Genomic DNA, 15486 nt, shown 5'->3' with positions numbered 1-15486 from the left:
ATGCGGCACTGTTGCCCGATGCCGGCACTCGGCATCGCACCTTGGGGGGAGGCGGCTGGGTCGGGGTCACATCGCGACCCAGCCGTCCCGAAATCGAGGACGCTGGGGCCGACGCGCTGGATAGTCTGGGGGCGTGAGCTGCGTGACGCCGCTGGGGAGGTTGTTCGGCGTTTCCGGCGGGAAGGTGCTGGCGCACCGGTCCGGGGACGGTCCGAGCGTGGTGTTCCTGGCCGGGGGCGGGATGTCCGGGCTGTCCTGCTAGAAGGCGCACGAGCTGGTCGCCGAGGTCGGCACGGCCGTGAGCTACGACCGGCTCGGCTTGGGGTGGAGCGAGGCCGTCGAGCTGCCGCGCAGTGGTTCGCAGGTGAGCGATGACCTGCGCGAACTGCTGCACGTCGCCGGTGTTCCCGGGCCGTTCGTGCTGGTCGGGCATTCACTCGGCGGGCTCTACGCGCGTGTGCACGCGAAGCGCTTCCCCGAGGACGTCGCCGGGCTGGTGCTGCTCGACCCGACTCACGAGGACATCGTCGACCGCCTGCCGGAGGCCGATGCGCAGCGGCTCAACACCCTGAGCGCCGACGACCTCCCTCCGGACGAGCAGCTGGATCCGATGCGCGCCCGGTACCGGAACGCGTTCGGCCGAGCGCTCGCGGACTGGCCCGCCGAGATCCGGGAACCGCTGCTGGACCGCGGCTTCAGTCGCGACGGGTACCGGAACTCCCTGCTGGAGCCGATGAACCTGCCGCTCGTGTTTGACGAGGTCCGCCAGGCAGGACCCGATCCGGACGTGCCGACGATCTTCCTGTCCGCGATGGGGCCCGATCCGGTGGCCGACGAGCTGACGCCACCCGAAGCGCGCGAACCAGCCGCCGAGTCCGGTCGGGTCAAGCACCGCCTCTACCGCGATCTCGCCGCTGCGATGACCAGGGGTGAGGTTCGCCGGTTCGACGATGCTGGGCACTCGGACATGGCCTGGAGCAGGGCTGATGCCGTGGTTCGGGCGGTTCGCGATGTGCTGCGACTAGCGGGTGGTGCCCGTGCCGACGAGGGTGGTGGTGTCGAGCTCGGTCAGGCCCACCTCGTCGAGGCGGGCGAGGTAGCGGTCCCGGACTCGGGCGACCTGATCCGGATCGAGGTCGCCGAGGACGCCACGGTAGCCGGAGCCGAGGACGAGCAGCCAGGCGATCTCGGGTGTCATCGGCAGGGCGCGCTCGTGGACGGTGACGTCCACTTCGGACAGGCCGAGGTCGTTCAGCCAGGTGGCGAACGTGTCCGGCTGGTTGATGCGGTCGCCTGGGCGCTTCGGCCGCTCGCCGGGCGGCTCGGTACCGGTCGCCTCCGCGACGGCGAGGGCCAGCTGCCTTCCCGCCGGGACCATCGCGCCGCGACGCCAGATCGTGAACGCGACCCGACCCCCCGACCTGGCCGTGCTGATGAGGTGCCTGGTGCCGGCTTCCATGTCCAGGAAGAAGAAGATGCCCAGCGCCGACTGGACGAGGTCGTATCCCGCGCCGCCCCAGCTGGTGACGTCGGTTTCGTGGGCCTTCAGCTGTGACAGCTCGGCGGCCCGTTCGCGCAGCTCGGCGATCATCGGACCGGAGACGTCGACGGCATCGACGAGCCCTCCGGGACCGACCTGGCGGGCCGACGGGATCGCGGAGGCGCCAGTCCCGCAGCAGGCGTCGAGGACCCGCTCGCCCGGCTGCGGGTCGGCGACCGACACCGCGTCCGCACCCACCGGCTCCCAGAGGTGACGGCCGAGAGCGGCGAAATCCGCCGCAGCGGCGTCGAACGCGTCCCGAGTGCCGACCTCGCCCCGCCCCATGGCCGTACCTCCTTCAGCCCTGGCGGGCCTTGTAGCGCGGGTTCTTCTTGTTGATCACGAAGGTCTTGCCGTGCCGGCGGATCACCTGAGCCCCGGGCTTCTGCTTCAACGACCTCAACGACTTGCGCACCTTCACCGTTCCACGACCTTTCCTCTCGGGCGACGGGCTCCACCCTAACGAAAATGACAACCATTGTCATCCTCTGGATTTTCCACGGAACTCGGGTACCGGACTTCAGTGGAAATCGGATCCCGGATTTCCACTGAAATCGGGTGCCGGATCGCCGTCGGGGGACTCGGTGAGGGCGGTTTTGGGTCCGAGCTGTCCGGGGGGAAACCGGCATGGATCATGGGCGGTTCGGACCAGAACCCGCCGCTGGCGAGCCCTCGCGTCGAACGGGGGCGGGTGGCTGCGGGTTTTCTCGATCACCTTCGGTCGCCTGCGGCGGTAGCATCTGCGGTGTGCTGGAGCGGGTGCGCCTCGGCGTTCGAGCGCGTCCTCGGACCTCATGACGGCGCCGCACGCGGAGGAGACCACGTGACCGCACCCACGGACGCCCTGCGTCTCGTCACCGAATCCCGCCCGCTGCTCGAGGGCAACCGCGAGAGCAACGATCGGCAGCGCAGGCTCAGCGACGAGACGGTCTCCTGCCTGGTCAGCACCGGAGTGATGCGTGCGCTGGTGCCCGCGCGCTTCGGCGGCGGGGAGTGCTCGCTGCGCACCGCCATCGACGCGACCTGCGAGGTCGCGAAGGCCGACCCCTCCGCCGGATGGGTGGTGATGATCCTCGGTTCCGGCGCGTTCCTCAGCGGGATGTTCCCGCCGCTCGCGCAGGAGGAGGTCTACGCCGACGGTCCCGACACCCGCGTGTGCACCGTGCTCGCACCGAAGTCCACGGCGCGGGCGGTCGACGGCGGCTGGCTGCTGACCGGGCGCTGGGGCCCGGCCTCCGGATGCCTGCACTCGCAGTGGGCGATGATCGGGTTCCCCGGCGTCGACGGCGAAGCGTCCCTCGCGCTGGTCCCGATGGCGGAACTGGCCGTCGAGGACACCTGGTTCACCACCGGCATGCGCGCGACCGGCAGCAACCTGCTCGTCGGGAGCGACCTGTTCGTCCCCGAGCACCGGGTCCTGCGCTTCACCTCCGCCATCCGCGGCCGGTACCCGGCGGGACGCCCGTCGGAGTCGCGCTACCGCTCGGCGCTGATGTCCACGCTGGCCACCTACATGATCGCGCCCTACCTCGGGATGGCCTCCGCCGCGCTGGACCACGTCGTGGCGGGTGCCGACAGCAAGGGCATCGCGTTCACCCACTACGAGCGCCAGCGCGACTCCACGGCGTTCCAGCTGGCCGTCGCCGACGCGTCGATGAAGCTCGACCTGGCCCGGCTGATCGCGGAGAACTCCGCTTCCGTCGTCGACGGCCACGCCGACGACGGAACCTTCCCCGACGACCTCACCCGGGCCAGGATTCGCCAGCACACCGGGCACGCCGCGCAGCTGTGCCGGCAGGCGGTCGACGAGCTCGTCACCGCGCACGGCGCCGCGGCGTTCGCCGAGACGAGCCCGCTGCAGGCCCTCGTGCGCGACATCCACACCGCGTCCCGGCACGCCGTGGCCAATCCGGCGTCGTGCGCGGAGGTCTTCGGCCGCGCGCTGCTGGGCGTCGAGCCGAACATCACCGACATGATCTGACGGGATCAGCCCTCGACGTACGGGATCGTTTGCGGACCTTCGGGGAGGACGCAGACGCGGCCCTGCGGGCCCTTCGCGGCGAGTTCCTCGGCGACTGCGGTGGCGATGTCGTCGACCCGGTAGAGGTGGGCCGTGCGGAGCTGCGCGTCGGTGAGGTTGGTGGTGTGCACGCCGACGCGGGCGGTGGCGAGCACGCGGGCGAGGATCTGCACCTGCCACTGGTCCGGGACGGTCTCGGCCCTCCCGGAGATGGTGCGCAGCAGCGCTTCTGGCGTGGGTTCGGACGCCAGGACTTCGCGGAACGAACCGTGATCGGGGAAGCCGTCGCTGCACTCGGCGGCGCAGATGATCAGCCCGTCCGGCTTGACGACGGTCGCGGCGGCGGTCATGCCCTTGACCGCCTGGTAGACGTTCTGATCGAGCGGATACCCGGAGTTGGTGGTGACCACGACGTCGTAGCGCTGCGGAACCGGCCGCATCGACAGCTCGCGCACCACCTCTCGGGCGGCGGCGTGCATCGGGAGCAGGTCGCCGCCGAAGGCCTCGACGATCCGCTGCTCGCGGTTGAGGACCACGTCGAAGGCGAAATCCACGCCGGTGCCCGCAGCGATGGCGCGGACGTCGTCGTGAACCGGGTTGCCCTCGCAGACCGCCCAGGTCGCCTGCGGGCTGGCGATGCGCGCCGCGTCGTGCAGCGTGAGCACGGTGTCCAGTCCGGCCAGGCCCGGGGCGACGAGCTTGGGGCCCCCGCTGAAGCCGGCGAAGAAGTGCGGTTCGACGAAGCCGGTGGTGATCCGGACGTCGGCCTCCACCCAGTGCCGGTTGAGCGACACGGGCACGCCGTCGCCGAAAGTACCCATCGCGCAGAGCACTTCGGGGTCCCGGCAGTCGTGGTTGATAATGCGCATGGTGTCGACGAGCTCGTCGCCGAGCATCGCCCGCAGCTCGGAATCGGTGTTGCCGCGGTGCGTCCCGGTGGCCACGAGCAGCGTGAAGTCCTCCCGAGCCGCGATGCCCTCCAGCTCGGCCAGCAGGGCGCGCACCATCGCCTCGCGGGGCTGCGGCCGGGTCGCGTCGCAGAGCGACACCGCGATCCGCTGCCCGGCCCGCACCCGCTCCCGCAGCGGCGGACCGGCGACCGGTTCGGCGAGCGCTCGGCGCAGCGCCGCCGCCGCGTCGGGTGCCACCGGCGGATGGGCGGGCGCGACCACGGTCGTGCGCTCGGACGGCAGCTCGACGGTGAGCCCCGTCCTGCCGTAGGCCAGCTCAACGGACAACGTCTCCGGCATTCATCGCTCCAGGTCCACTCGGGTCTCCCCCGATCCTGACGCAGCGAACGTCGCAGCGGGGAGCCCGGCCCCCTCGGGCCGCTCCTCCGCGGTCAACGCCGAGTTCTCCACCCATTCGGAGCATTCGAATCCAGTTCGTCGAAGATCCGGATCATCTTGTTCCGCTTTTACACCTGAACCACCGGATAAGAGCAGCTCAGAATCCCCGAAAAGGCCGTTCGGAACTTTTCACAACGGACGATCCGCAACCGCTTGCGCCACCCCGATGTGCGCTGGCTCTCGCAGATCAATCCTGTTAAGTTAGCCTTGCCTTTGTTAGCGTTTCCGCTCGTAGCTGTGCCTTTCGGTCGTCGATCTGAGGAGAAACGTGGCCGTCGACACCCAGACCGAATCCGTAATCGGGTCGGTTCTCGAATGCGTGGGAAACACTCCTGCTGTCGCGATGAACCGGCTTTTCCCTCAATCCGATGTCGAGGTGATCGCGAAGCTCGAACTCATGAACCCCGGCGGGAGCATGAAAGACCGGTCCGCACGGCACATCGTCGAATCAGGTCTGCGCAACGGCTCGATCCAGCGCGGAACCCACCTGGTGGAGAGCAGCTCCGGCAACTTCGGGATCGCGCTGGCCATCGCCGCGCGCATCCACGGGCTGCGGTTCACCTGCGTGCTCGACCCCAAGGCCGTGCCCGCCAACGTCGCGATCCTCCGGCACCTGGGCGCGGAGGTGGAGATGGTCGACCAGCCGGACGAGACCGGCGGCTACCTGCACACCCGGATCCTCCGCGTGCAGGAGATCGTGGCGAACTCGCCCGGGGCGATCTGGATCAACCAGTACGCCAACGACCGCAACTGGCAGGCCCACTACTACGGCACCGGCGACGAGCTGAGCCGTCAGCTCGACGGACCGCCCACCTACCTGTTCGGGGCCGTCAGCACCACCGGCAGCCTGCTGGGCTGCTCGCGGCGACTGCGCGAGGACTTCCCCGAGATGCGGGTGGTCGCGGTGGACGCCGTCGGCTCGGTGATCTTCGGCGGCCCGCCCGGACAGCGCGACGTGCCGGGCATCGGCGCGAGCCGGGTCCCGGAGCTGTTCAGCCCCGGCGAGATCGACGAAGTGGTGCACGTCAACGACTTCGAGGCCGCCGTGGGCTGCCGCGAACTGCTCGCCACCGAGGGGATCTTCGCCGGCGGGTCGACCGGAGCGGTGGTCGCCGCCGTGCAGCGCACGCTGCCGCGACTCCCCCGCCCGTGCCGGGTGGTGGCGGTGTTCCCGGACCGCGGGGACCGCTACCTCGACCTGATCTACGACGACGACTGGTTCGACGCCGCCCGCCAGCGCTGCTCGAACTGACCAGAACACCGCAACACGAAGGAGAAGACCGGTGACCACCGAGGAATCCCCGCAGATGCTCTACCTGAGCCGCAGCGACATCGCAGCGGTCGGCGGCGCGGCGTCCGAGCTCTACGTGGAAGCGCTCAACGCCGGGTTGATCGCCCACTCCGAGGGCAAGACCGTGCAGCCGCTCAAGCCGTACCTGCGGGTGGCGGGCAAGCAGGGCCACATCGCTGACCGGATCATCGCGATGCCCGCGCACGTCGGAGACCCCGGGCTGTCCGGCATCAAGTGGATCGGCAGCAAGCACGACAACCCCGCCGAGCGCGGCAAGGAGCGCGCCAGCGCCGTCATCGTGCTCAACGACCCGGAGAGCAACTACCCGGTGGCGGTGCTCGAAGGAAGCCTGATCAGCGCCTGGCGCACCGCGGGCGTGACCTGCCTGGCCGCGCGGCACCTGGCGCGCGCCGGGTTCTCCGAGGTCGCGCTGGTGGGCTGCGGCCTCATCGGCAGCACCCAGATCACGGCGCTGCTGGAGCAGTTCGACTGCATCCAGCAGGTCCACCTGCACGACCAGCGACCGGAGGCCGCGCACGCGCTGGCCGAGCGGATCGGCCGCGAGCACCCGTCGGTCAAGGCCCACGTGACCGAGACCGCCGAAGAGGCCGTGCGTGCCGGTGACCTGGTCGTTCCGTGCACCGTCACCAGCGAGCCCTACATCGTCTCCGACTGGCTCAAGCCCGGTGCGCTGCTGTGCAACGTGTCCATCATGGACGTGCACAAGGAGGTCTTCCTCAAGGCCGACAAGGTCGTGGTGGACGACTGGGACCAGAGCAACCGCGAGAAGAAGATCATCAACCAGCTGGTGCTGGAGGGCTCGTTCTCCCGCGAGCAGCTGCACGCCGAGCTCGGCGAGATCCTGGCGGGCACCCGGCCGGGCCGCACCGATGACGACGAGATCATCGTGCTCAACCCGATGGGCATGGCCGTGGAGGACATCGCCTGCGCGGGCGCGGTCTACGAGCGCGCCAAGGAGCAGGGCGTCGGCACCTGGCTGGACCTGTACTGATGCAGGTCGGATCGGCCGAGCTGGTCATGCGGGACCTCATCGACGTGCTGCTGCAGGAGGAGCTCGTCGAGCTCACCGAGGAGCCACCGGGCTGGGGCCGGATCACTCTGGCGGCCGGCGCGGTGCGCTTCCGGATCGTCTCCGGCGGCGCGCTGCAACGCCATCGCCACGCCGGCGGCCCGGTCCTGTTCGAGGGGACCCGGTCGCTGACGCCGGCCGAGCTCCTCTCCCTGGTGAGCGAGGACTCGTCCGAGGTGGCCGCGGACCTGCGGGCCGCGGTGGAGCACGCGGAGGTGCTGCGCGAGCAGCGCACGTCCCTCGACCTGACTCCGCGGGACGGCAGGCTGCTGGCCGGTGAGCGGTTGGCGGCGACGCGCAACCGCCCGTTCCACCCCACCTCCCGGGCGGCGGCGGGGTGGCGCGCGGAGGAGGTCGAGCGGTACGGCCCGATGCGCGGTGAGCCGTGGGGGCTGGACTGGGTGGCGGTGCGCCGCGACCGCCTCGTCCACGGCGCCGACCCGCTCTCGCACCACCTCGCCGAGCTGGTCCTCTCCCCCGCCGAGCAGCAGGTGCTCGACGAGGCCGGGGAGGACTACCAGCCGATCCCGGTGCACCCGTGGCAGTTCCAGCACGTCCTGGCGGAGTCCTTCGGTGCGGAGATGGCGGAGGGGGCGGTGGTTCCGCTGGCTCGCGGGCTCGGCGGTTTCCACCCCACCTCCTCGCTGCGCACCCTGGTCGCGGAACCCGAGACCGACCGGCACGTCAAGCTCCCGCTCGGAGTCGCCACGCTGGGCGCGACGCGGCTGCTTCCGCCTCGCTACCTGGCCAACGCCGAGCGGGCCCAGCGCTGCATGGCCGATCTGCTCGACCGGGTTCCGGCGCTGGGCGAGCGGGTCGCGCTGTGCGACGAGCGGGTCTGGGCCGGGTGGCACGACCCGGACGACGAGTTCGGGGACCGGCCCGGGCAGCTCGCCGCGCAGGTCCGGATCTACCCGGAGCTCGACGGCTTGGTGCTGCCGATGGCGGCGCTGGCCGCGCACGAGTGGGACGTGCTGGCACCGGCGATCTCCGACCGGTTCGACCCGGTCCGGTTCTTCGCCGACCTGGCGCGCTCGTTCTGCGAGGTCGCGTTCGGCTTCCTGAGCCGCGGGGTGCTGCCGGAGCTGCACGGCCAGAACGTGGTGGTGCGGCTGGAAGAGGGACGCGTGGAGCAGTTCGTGCTGCGCGATCACGACACGCTGCGGCTGTTCCCGGAGTGGATGCGCGCGGCCGGTACGCCGGATCCGCAGTACGTCATCAAACCCGGTGCGCCGCAGTCGCTCCGGCTCGACTCGGCGGAATCGCTGGTCGGTTACCTGCAGACCCTCGGGTTCCAGGTTAACCTCTACGGCATCGCCGACGCCCTGCGCCGTCACTTCGGCGTGGACGAGCGGGAGCTGTGGGCGCAGTTGCACCAGGCGGTGCGGGAGCTCCTGCCCTCGCAGCCCGCCGAGGTGCGCGAGGTGCTGCGGAAGTGCCTGCTGGGAGCCGATTCCTGGCCCAGCCGCCGGGTGCTGGAGCCGCTGCTCCGGCAGGGCAGCTCCAGCGGTGTGAGCATGCCCGCCGGTGTCGGGTCGGTGCCGAATCCGCTCGTCGGGGAGTTGAGGGCGTGATGTTCTCGCCGGGCAGGACCTATCCCGTGCTGTGCCTGGGGCAGTTCGCGGCGACCGCGGGATTGACGATCGTCGTCCCGCTGCTGCCGTTCTACCTGGCCGGGCTCGGCACGCCCCGAGCCGAGATCCCTTGGTGGACGGCGGTTTCGGTGGCGGCTCCAGCCGTGGTCCAGCTGGTCAGCGGGCCGTTGTGGGGCTGGGTCGGCGACCGGTTCGGCCGCAAGGCGATGGTGGTGCGCGCCCACGCGGGACTGGGCCTGGCGATCGCGCTGATGGCGCTGGCGAGCACACCGGAGGAGTTCCTGGCCTGCCGGTTGCTGCAGGGCGCGTGCGGCGGCGTGGTCAGCGCGACCGCCTCCTACGCGACCGCCGCGGCCTCGACCGACCGGCGCGGGCGCGCGCTCGGGATGCTCTTCGGCGCCACCGCGGCGGGTTCGCTGCTGGGGCCGCTGGTGGGCGGGTTGCTGGCCACCGAGATCGGGTTCGGGCCGTTGTTCGCGGCGGTGGCGGGGATGCTCGTGCTGTCGAGCGTGCTGGCCGCGTGCTCGCTGACCGAACCACCTGCGCAGGCGCGGGAACGCCATTCGCCGCGCGCGATCGCGGGGCTGCTGCTCAGGCGCAGGGAGAGCCGTCTGATGCTGCTGGCCGGTTTCGCGGCGCAGGCCGCGATCTACGCGCTGGTGGTGGTCTTCGCACCGCAGGTCGAGCGGATGTCCGGGTCGGTGGCCACCGCGACGGTGTGGGTGGGCGTTCTGCAGGCGTTGACCTGGGCGGCGTCGTGCGCGGGAAGCCCCTGGTGGGGCCGACGCAACGACCGCAGGCCCGCGCAGCTGGGGTTCGCCGTGGCGGCGGCCTGCTGCGCGCTCGCGGTGGCGTTGCAGGGCCTGGTGAGCGTCGAAGCGCTGATCCCGCTGCGGATCGTGCAGGGATTCTGCTTCGCGGCGCTCGTGCAGTCGGTGCTGCACGTCAACGCCCACCACGTGCCGGAGCGCGGTTCGGGCACGGCGTTCGGGTTCAGCACCGGGGTGCTCGACCTCGGTCAGGTCTTCGGCCCGCTCGCGGGCGCCGTCCTGGCGGTCCTGCTGCCACCGGCGGCGGTGTTCTCCCTCATCGGCGCCCTGCTGGGCGTCGCCGCACTGCTGGCGATGGCCGGCCGTACGAAGGCGGCGGAGGGTGCCACCGGCACCTCCGCCCCGGTTGAGACTCACGAGAAGGTGTTGAGGTGAACGACGTTGTGGCACGTGCGGCGGCCCGGCAACGGCTGCTGAACGCGCTGGTCAGGGAAGTCGGCGGCGAGTTCGGCGCCGGCTCGGTGCGCATCCCGCTGCGCACCGGTGCCCGACATCCGAGCAGCTTGCGCGCGGAGGTCCGGCACCGGTCCGAGATCGGGCACCACGTCTACGGGGCGGAGGTGCTCCGGGACGGGGTCGCGCTCTCGCACGAGGAGTTCGTGGCGCTGGTGGCCGACGAGCTGGCCGGGCGCTGCGCGACGGCGCCGCGGGAAGCGGTGGAGCGCTTCCGGCGCCAGGTCGCCAACAGCGTCGCCCGGACGGCGCGCTACCTGGACCGGCCCGCGTTCGCGGCCGCGACCGATCCGGCGGAGATCACTCGGCAGGCGGAGCAGTCGCTGCTGCTGGGACACCCGTTCCACCCGACGCCCAAGAGCGCGGAGGGGATCAGCGACGAGGACCTGGAGCGCTACGCCCCGGAGCTCGGCGCGTCGTTCCGGCTGCACCACTGGGCCGCCGCGCCCGAGCTGCTGGCCGAGGAGCGGGTCGGCGACGGGCCGTGGCTGCCGCAGGAGGACCTCTCGGTCCTCCCCGTGCACCCGTGGCAGGACCGCTACCTGCGGGAACAGCCCCGGGTGCAGGAGCTGATCGAGGCCGGGCGGCTGACTCCGCTGGGTCCGGTGGGAGCGCGGGTGTACGCGACGTCCTCGGTGCGCACCGTCTGCGATCCCGGGTTCCCGACCGCGTGGAAGCTGCCGCTGCACGTGCGCATCACCAACTTCGTGCGCAACAACCCCGTCGAGCACCTGCACCGCGCCGCCGACGCGGGCCGGTTGGTGGCCGCGCTCGAAAAGCACTGGTATCACGAGGGTTTCGAGGTCCTCCCGGAGACCGGGTACCGCACCCTCGACCCGGCGGCGGTCGGCGACCTGGCGGCGGACTTCGCCGTGCTGTTCCGCCGGAACCCGTTCGCGGGCACCGACATCGCGCCGCGCGTGCTCGCAGCGCTGCTGGAGGACCGGGTCGACCGGCGTCCGGCGCTGGTGGACCTCGTCGAGCAGGCGGGCCCGCTGACCGCCGAGCACGTCGCCGAGTGGCTGCGCCGCTACCTGCGGATCTCGCTGGGTCCGCTGCTGGCGGTGTTCACCGACGACGGCATCGGCTTCGAAGCCCACGTGCAGAACAGCCTGCTGCACACCGAGGACGGCTGGCCGAGCAGGTTCTACGTGCGCGACATGGAAGGCACCAGCGCCGACCGCGATCGCGTCCCGGACGGGGTCCTGCCCCCGAGCAGCCCGGTTCTCTACGACGACTCCGAGGCGTGGCACCGGCTGCGGTACCACCTGGTCACCAACCACCTCGGGCACGTGGTCGCGGTGCTCGGCCGCTGCACGCCCGCCGGTGAGCGGGTGCTGTGGCAGGTCGTGCGCGAGTTCCTGCGCGGCGTCCCCGGGCGCTACGCGGCCGAACTGCGCGAGTCGCCGACACTGCCCGCCAAGGCGAACCTGCTCAGCCGTTTCGCCGAGCGCGGTGAGAACCCGCTCTACGTCGACATCCCCAACCCGATTCACGAGGTGAGCCGATGACCGCCGAGCTCGTGCAGGCAGCGCTGAGCGACCCCCGCGCCGCGGACGTGCGGCGCCGCGTGTTCCGCCAGCTGGTCGAATCCCTGCTCTACGAAGGCGCTGTGCGCACCGACCGGGACGGCGACGAGCACGTCGTCACCGGGATCGACCGCGACGGCCAACCCGTCCGCTACTCCTTCAGCGCGGTGCGCCGGTTCGGGTTCGGCCGGGTCGGGCTGACCTCGCCGGTGCTGCGCGACGGCGTCGAGGCCGAGTCGGTCACCCGGTTCCTCTCGGAGGTCCGCAAGTCCCTGGACGCCGACCCCGACCACCTCCCCGGCTTCGCCCGCGAGCTGGAGGAGACGTTGTTCAAGGACGCGCTGTCGGAGCACCTCCGCGAGGACCCACCGTCCACTGCGGACCACGACGTCCTGGAATCGGCCATCACCGACGGCCACCGCTACCACCCGACGTACAAGTCGCGCCTCGGGTTCGACGTCGCCGACGACATCGCCTTCGGCCCGGAGTTCGCGAACCCGCTGCGCCCGCTGTGGCTGGCGGCGCACCGCGACATCACCGAGGTCAGCGGTTCCGCGTCCCTCGGTGGCGACTACGTGACCGAGCAGCTGGGCACCGCGGTCGAGGGCTTCCACCGCCGGATCGAGGACGCGGGCCGCGACCCGGACGACTACGTGCTGGTCCCGGTGCACCCGTGGCAGTGGCGGGAGCGCATCGCGCGGGCGTTCTCCGAGCAGCTCGGCCGCGGTGAGCTGATCCCGCTGGGCGACGACCCGGACGAGTTCCTCGCCCAGCAGTCGATCCGCACCCTGACCTGCCGCGACGCCCCCGAACGTCCCTACCTCAAGCTGTCGATGTCGATGGTGAACACCTCCACCAGCCGCGGACTGGCCGCGCACACCGTGCGCAACGCCCCGCGCATCACCGACTGGCTGCGCGAGGTCGTCGCCGGCGACGACTACCTGTCCGGCGAGCTGCGGCCGATCCTGCTCGGCGAGGAGCTGGGCGTGTCGGTGACGCCGGAAGCCGACCTGCTGCAGGCCGACACCTACGGCGCGCTCGCGTGCATCTGGCGCGAGAGCCTGCACCCGCACCTGGGAACCGGCGAGCGGGCGATCCCGTTCACCGGCCTGACCGCCTGCCTGCGGGACGGGACACCGCTGATCGACGCGTGGGTGCGCGATACCGGGGTCGAGGACTGGGTGCGCCAGGTGGTGCGGGTCAGCGCCCTGCCGCTGGTGCACCTGCTGTGCGCGCACGGCGTCGCGCTGGAGTCGCACGCGCAGAACATGGCCCTGGTGCACGTCGACGGGAAGCCGGAACGCGTGGTGCTCAAGGACTTCCACGACGGCGTGCGCTTCTCCCGGGAGCACCTCGCGAAACCCGCACCGGAGCTGGCGGGAACGCCCGCGCACCACCAGAACCGCAACTCCTTCGTCGAGACCGACGAGCTGAGCCTGGTCACCGACTTCCTGCTGGACGCGTTCTTCTTCATCAACCTCGGTGAGCTCGCCCTCTTCCTCGCCGACCACTACGGCTTCGCCGAGCAGGACTTCTGGCGGGTCGTGGTCGAGGAGATCCGCGGCTACCAACGCCGGTTCCCCGAGCTGGAGGCGCGTTTCGAGCTGTTCGACCTGTTCACCCCGGCGATCGAGGTGGAGCAGCTGACCACCCGCAGGCTGCACCCGGACACCGAGTTGCGGCTGCACGCCGTGCCCAACCCGCTGGCGGAGGTGGAGCGGTGCTGAAGCCCAACACCGTCAAGCGCAGGCTCGCCGAAGGCGGCGAGAGCTACGGGCTGTTCTGCTCCATCCCGTCACCGCCGCTGGTGGAGATGATCGGCTGCGCGGGCTACGACTTCGTCATCCTCGACACCGAGCACTCCCTGGTCGACCCGCAACAGCTGGAGAACCTCATCCGGGCGGCCGAAGCGGTCGACCTGATCCCGTTCGTCCGCGTCCCCGAAGCCGACCCCGGAGCGATCCTGCAGGCCTTGGACGCGGGCGCGCTGGGCGTGGTGGTGCCGCACGTGCGGTGCCGCGCCGACGTGGACGCGGCGATCCGCGCCGCCCGCTACGCGCCGGAGGGCATGCGCAGCCTCAACGGGGGCCGGGTGCCGGGCTTCGGGCGCATCGAGCTCACCGAGTACGTGCGCCGGGCCAACGAGGAGACCATGGTCATCGCGATGATCGAGGACGCCGAGGGCGTCGAGGAGCTGCCGTCGATCCTCGCCGGTGGCGGCGTCGACCTGGTGCTGGAAGGCGCGGCGGACCTGTCGCAGTCCTACGGCGTCGCGTGGCAGACGCGGCATCCGCTGGTCCAGGAGGCCCTCGCCCGCGTGCACGCCGAATGCGACGCCCACCGAGTGCCCTACTGCGCGATCCCGCGCACCCCCGAGGACCACGAGCGGTGGCGCGCGGCCGGGGTGCGCACCTTCGTGCTCGGCGAAGAACGCGGCCTGGCCGCCCGCGCGCTGCGCGCCCACCTCGACCGACACCGGGAGAACCATGACTGAGCGACTCGAAGGACTCGTGCGGGAACGCGTCGGCGGCGACCCGGTGTGCCTGTTCGCCTACGACCTCGACCGGCTGACCGATCACGTCCGCGCCATCACGGCCACCCTGCCGCGACGCTGCCGGATGTTCTACGCGATGAAGGCCAACAGCGCCGATCCGCTGCTGCGGGCGCTGGCTCCGCTGGTCGCCGGGTTCGAGATCGCCTCGGGCGGTGAGCTGGACAAGGCGCGCGCCGTCGGCGCCGACGTCCCGGTGATCTTCGGCGGCCCGGCCAAGACGCCCGCGGAGATCGAGCAGGCGCTCAAGCAGGGCGTGCAGCGGCTGCACGTGGAGAGCCTGCTGGAGCTGCACCGGGTTTCGGCCGCGGCGACCCGGCTGGGCACGACGGCGGAGGTGCTGCTGCGGGTCAACCTCTCGGGCCCGTTCCCGACCGCGACCCTGGCCATGGCGGGCAAGCCCACCCAGTTCGGCATCGACGAGCAGGACCTGCCCGGCTGCGTCTCCGCGGCCCGCGAGCTGCCCGGGGTGCGGCTCGTCGGATTCCACCTGCACTCGCTGTCCAACAACCTCTCCGCCGACGCCCACCTGGAGCTGCTGGCGCACTACGGGCGCACGGTGTCGCAGTGGGAGCGGGAGTTCGGGTTGCGCTGCGAGGTGATCAACGTCGGCGGCGGCATCGGCGTCGACTACGCCCGGCTGGACCGGCAGTTCGACTGGCCGGCGTTCGCCCGGCGCCTGCCGTCGGTGCTCGCCGAGTTCCCCGCGCACGTCCGGGAGATCGACTTCGAGTGCGGGCGCTACCTGGTCGCCGAGTGCGGCAGCTACGCCGTGGAAGTGCTGGACGTCAAGCGCAACCACGGCGTGCAGTACGCGCTGGTGCGCGGCGGAACCCACCAGTTCCGGCTGCCGTCGTCCTGGCAGCACAGCCACCCCTTCACGGTGGTGCCGGTCGACCGCTGGGAGTCGACGGCGCCGCGTCCGGAGGTGAGCGGGCCGGTCACCGTGGTCGGCGAGCTGTGCACCCCGAAGGACGTCCTCGCCCGCGACGTGGCGGTGGAACGCCTCCGCGCAGGTGACGTGCTGGTGTTCAGCCACGCGGGAGCCTACGGCTGGGAGATCTCGCACCACGACTTCCTCAGCCACCCGCATCCCGAGCACGTCTTCTTCTGATCCCGCGCGCGGTGGGCCTGGCTCGCTCGACCGGCCAGGCTCATCGCTCGTGGGTACCGTTGGTCCTGAACCTCCCGTACAGGGCTTCAACCCGGGTTGAAGCGGAAGGTGGGGACGTGCAGCC

At 71.3% G+C, this 15486-nt stretch carries 13 protein-coding genes and 1 pseudogene; 11 read left to right on the top strand and 3 right to left on the bottom strand.

Annotated elements, in window-relative coordinates; genetic code table 11:
• The first annotated feature begins 133 nt into the window (after nt 1–133).
• Entirely contained in the window at nt 134–262 is a 129-nt protein-coding gene (locus E1181_RS32575; RefSeq protein ID WP_268952466.1) for a hypothetical protein, read from the top strand.
• Nucleotides 263–298: 36 nt separating this feature from the next.
• A pseudogene (locus tag E1181_RS32895) lies at nt 299–943 on the top strand (alpha/beta hydrolase); the annotation flags it as partial.
• Between the two features lie 78 nt (nt 944–1021).
• Here the strand turns inward: E1181_RS32895 and E1181_RS15440 are convergent.
• Together E1181_RS15440 and ykgO are read right to left on the bottom strand one after the other, a co-directional pair.
• On the bottom strand, nt 1022–1825 hold the full coding sequence (locus E1181_RS15440) for a class I SAM-dependent methyltransferase (protein ID WP_132675366.1): 804 nt from the start codon (nt 1823–1825) through the stop codon (nt 1022–1024).
• Between the two features lie 13 nt (nt 1826–1838).
• Complete coding sequence (gene ykgO / locus E1181_RS15435) at nt 1839–1961, bottom strand: type B 50S ribosomal protein L36 (protein WP_093416249.1); 123 nt, start codon at nt 1959–1961, stop codon at nt 1839–1841.
• Between the two features lie 402 nt (nt 1962–2363).
• Between ykgO and E1181_RS15430 the strand changes: the two genes are divergently transcribed.
• Nucleotides 2364–3521, top strand: coding sequence for an acyl-CoA dehydrogenase family protein (locus tag E1181_RS15430; protein ID WP_235876795.1), 1158 nt, complete (start codon nt 2364–2366; stop codon nt 3519–3521).
• A 5-nt stretch (nt 3522–3526) separates the two neighbouring features.
• Here the strand turns inward: E1181_RS15430 and larA are convergent, their stop codons facing one another.
• Entirely contained in the window at nt 3527–4810 is a 1284-nt protein-coding gene (larA, locus tag E1181_RS15425; protein WP_132675365.1) for a nickel-dependent lactate racemase, read from the bottom strand.
• Between the two features lie 367 nt (nt 4811–5177).
• Here larA and sbnA point away from each other — a divergent pair, with 367 nt between their 5' ends.
• The 8 genes from sbnA to E1181_RS15385 are packed head-to-tail and all read left to right on the top strand — an operon-like array spanning nt 5178 to nt 15362.
• Nucleotides 5178–6161, top strand: a complete 984-nt coding sequence (sbnA, locus tag E1181_RS15420; RefSeq protein ID WP_132675363.1) for a 2,3-diaminopropionate biosynthesis protein SbnA — start codon at nt 5178–5180, stop codon at nt 6159–6161.
• 31 nt (nt 6162–6192) lie between these two features.
• Nucleotides 6193–7212: a 2,3-diaminopropionate biosynthesis protein SbnB gene (gene sbnB / locus E1181_RS15415; RefSeq protein ID WP_328590891.1), complete on the top strand. Its 1020-nt coding sequence runs from the start codon at nt 6193–6195 to the stop codon at nt 7210–7212.
• Entirely contained in the window at nt 7212–8864 is a 1653-nt protein-coding gene (locus tag E1181_RS15410; RefSeq protein WP_132675361.1) for an IucA/IucC family protein, read from the top strand. The genes sbnB and E1181_RS15410 overlap by 1 nt, the downstream gene beginning before the upstream one ends.
• The gene (locus E1181_RS15405; RefSeq protein WP_132675446.1) at nt 8864–10090 is read left to right on the top strand and encodes an MFS transporter; all 1227 of its coding nucleotides are present in this window, start codon (nt 8864–8866) and stop codon (nt 10088–10090) included. Before E1181_RS15410 ends, E1181_RS15405 begins: the two co-directional genes overlap by 1 nt.
• Nucleotides 10087–11679, top strand: coding sequence for an IucA/IucC family protein (locus E1181_RS15400; protein WP_132675359.1), 1593 nt, complete (start codon nt 10087–10089; stop codon nt 11677–11679). Before E1181_RS15405 ends, E1181_RS15400 begins: the two co-directional genes overlap by 4 nt.
• Nucleotides 11676–13424 carry an IucA/IucC family protein gene (locus E1181_RS15395; RefSeq protein WP_132675357.1) on the top strand — a complete coding sequence of 583 codons (1749 nt, stop codon included), beginning with the start codon at nt 11676–11678 and terminating at the stop codon, nt 13422–13424. The genes E1181_RS15400 and E1181_RS15395 overlap by 4 nt, the downstream gene beginning before the upstream one ends.
• The gene (locus tag E1181_RS15390; protein WP_132675355.1) at nt 13418–14191 is read left to right on the top strand and encodes an HpcH/HpaI aldolase family protein; all 774 of its coding nucleotides are present in this window, start codon (nt 13418–13420) and stop codon (nt 14189–14191) included. The genes E1181_RS15395 and E1181_RS15390 overlap by 7 nt, the downstream gene beginning before the upstream one ends.
• Nucleotides 14184–15362: a type III PLP-dependent enzyme gene (locus E1181_RS15385; RefSeq protein ID WP_132675353.1), complete on the top strand. Its 1179-nt coding sequence runs from the start codon at nt 14184–14186 to the stop codon at nt 15360–15362. The genes E1181_RS15390 and E1181_RS15385 overlap by 8 nt, the downstream gene beginning before the upstream one ends.
• Nucleotides 15363–15486 lie beyond the last annotated feature (124 nt).

The sequence above is a fragment of the Saccharopolyspora terrae genome, assembly GCF_004348435.1.
Taxonomy (GTDB): domain Bacteria; phylum Actinomycetota; class Actinomycetes; order Mycobacteriales; family Pseudonocardiaceae; genus Saccharopolyspora; species Saccharopolyspora endophytica.
Note: the sequence above shows the minus strand (reverse complement) of the source record. Positions and strands in the feature narration are given on the sequence as shown.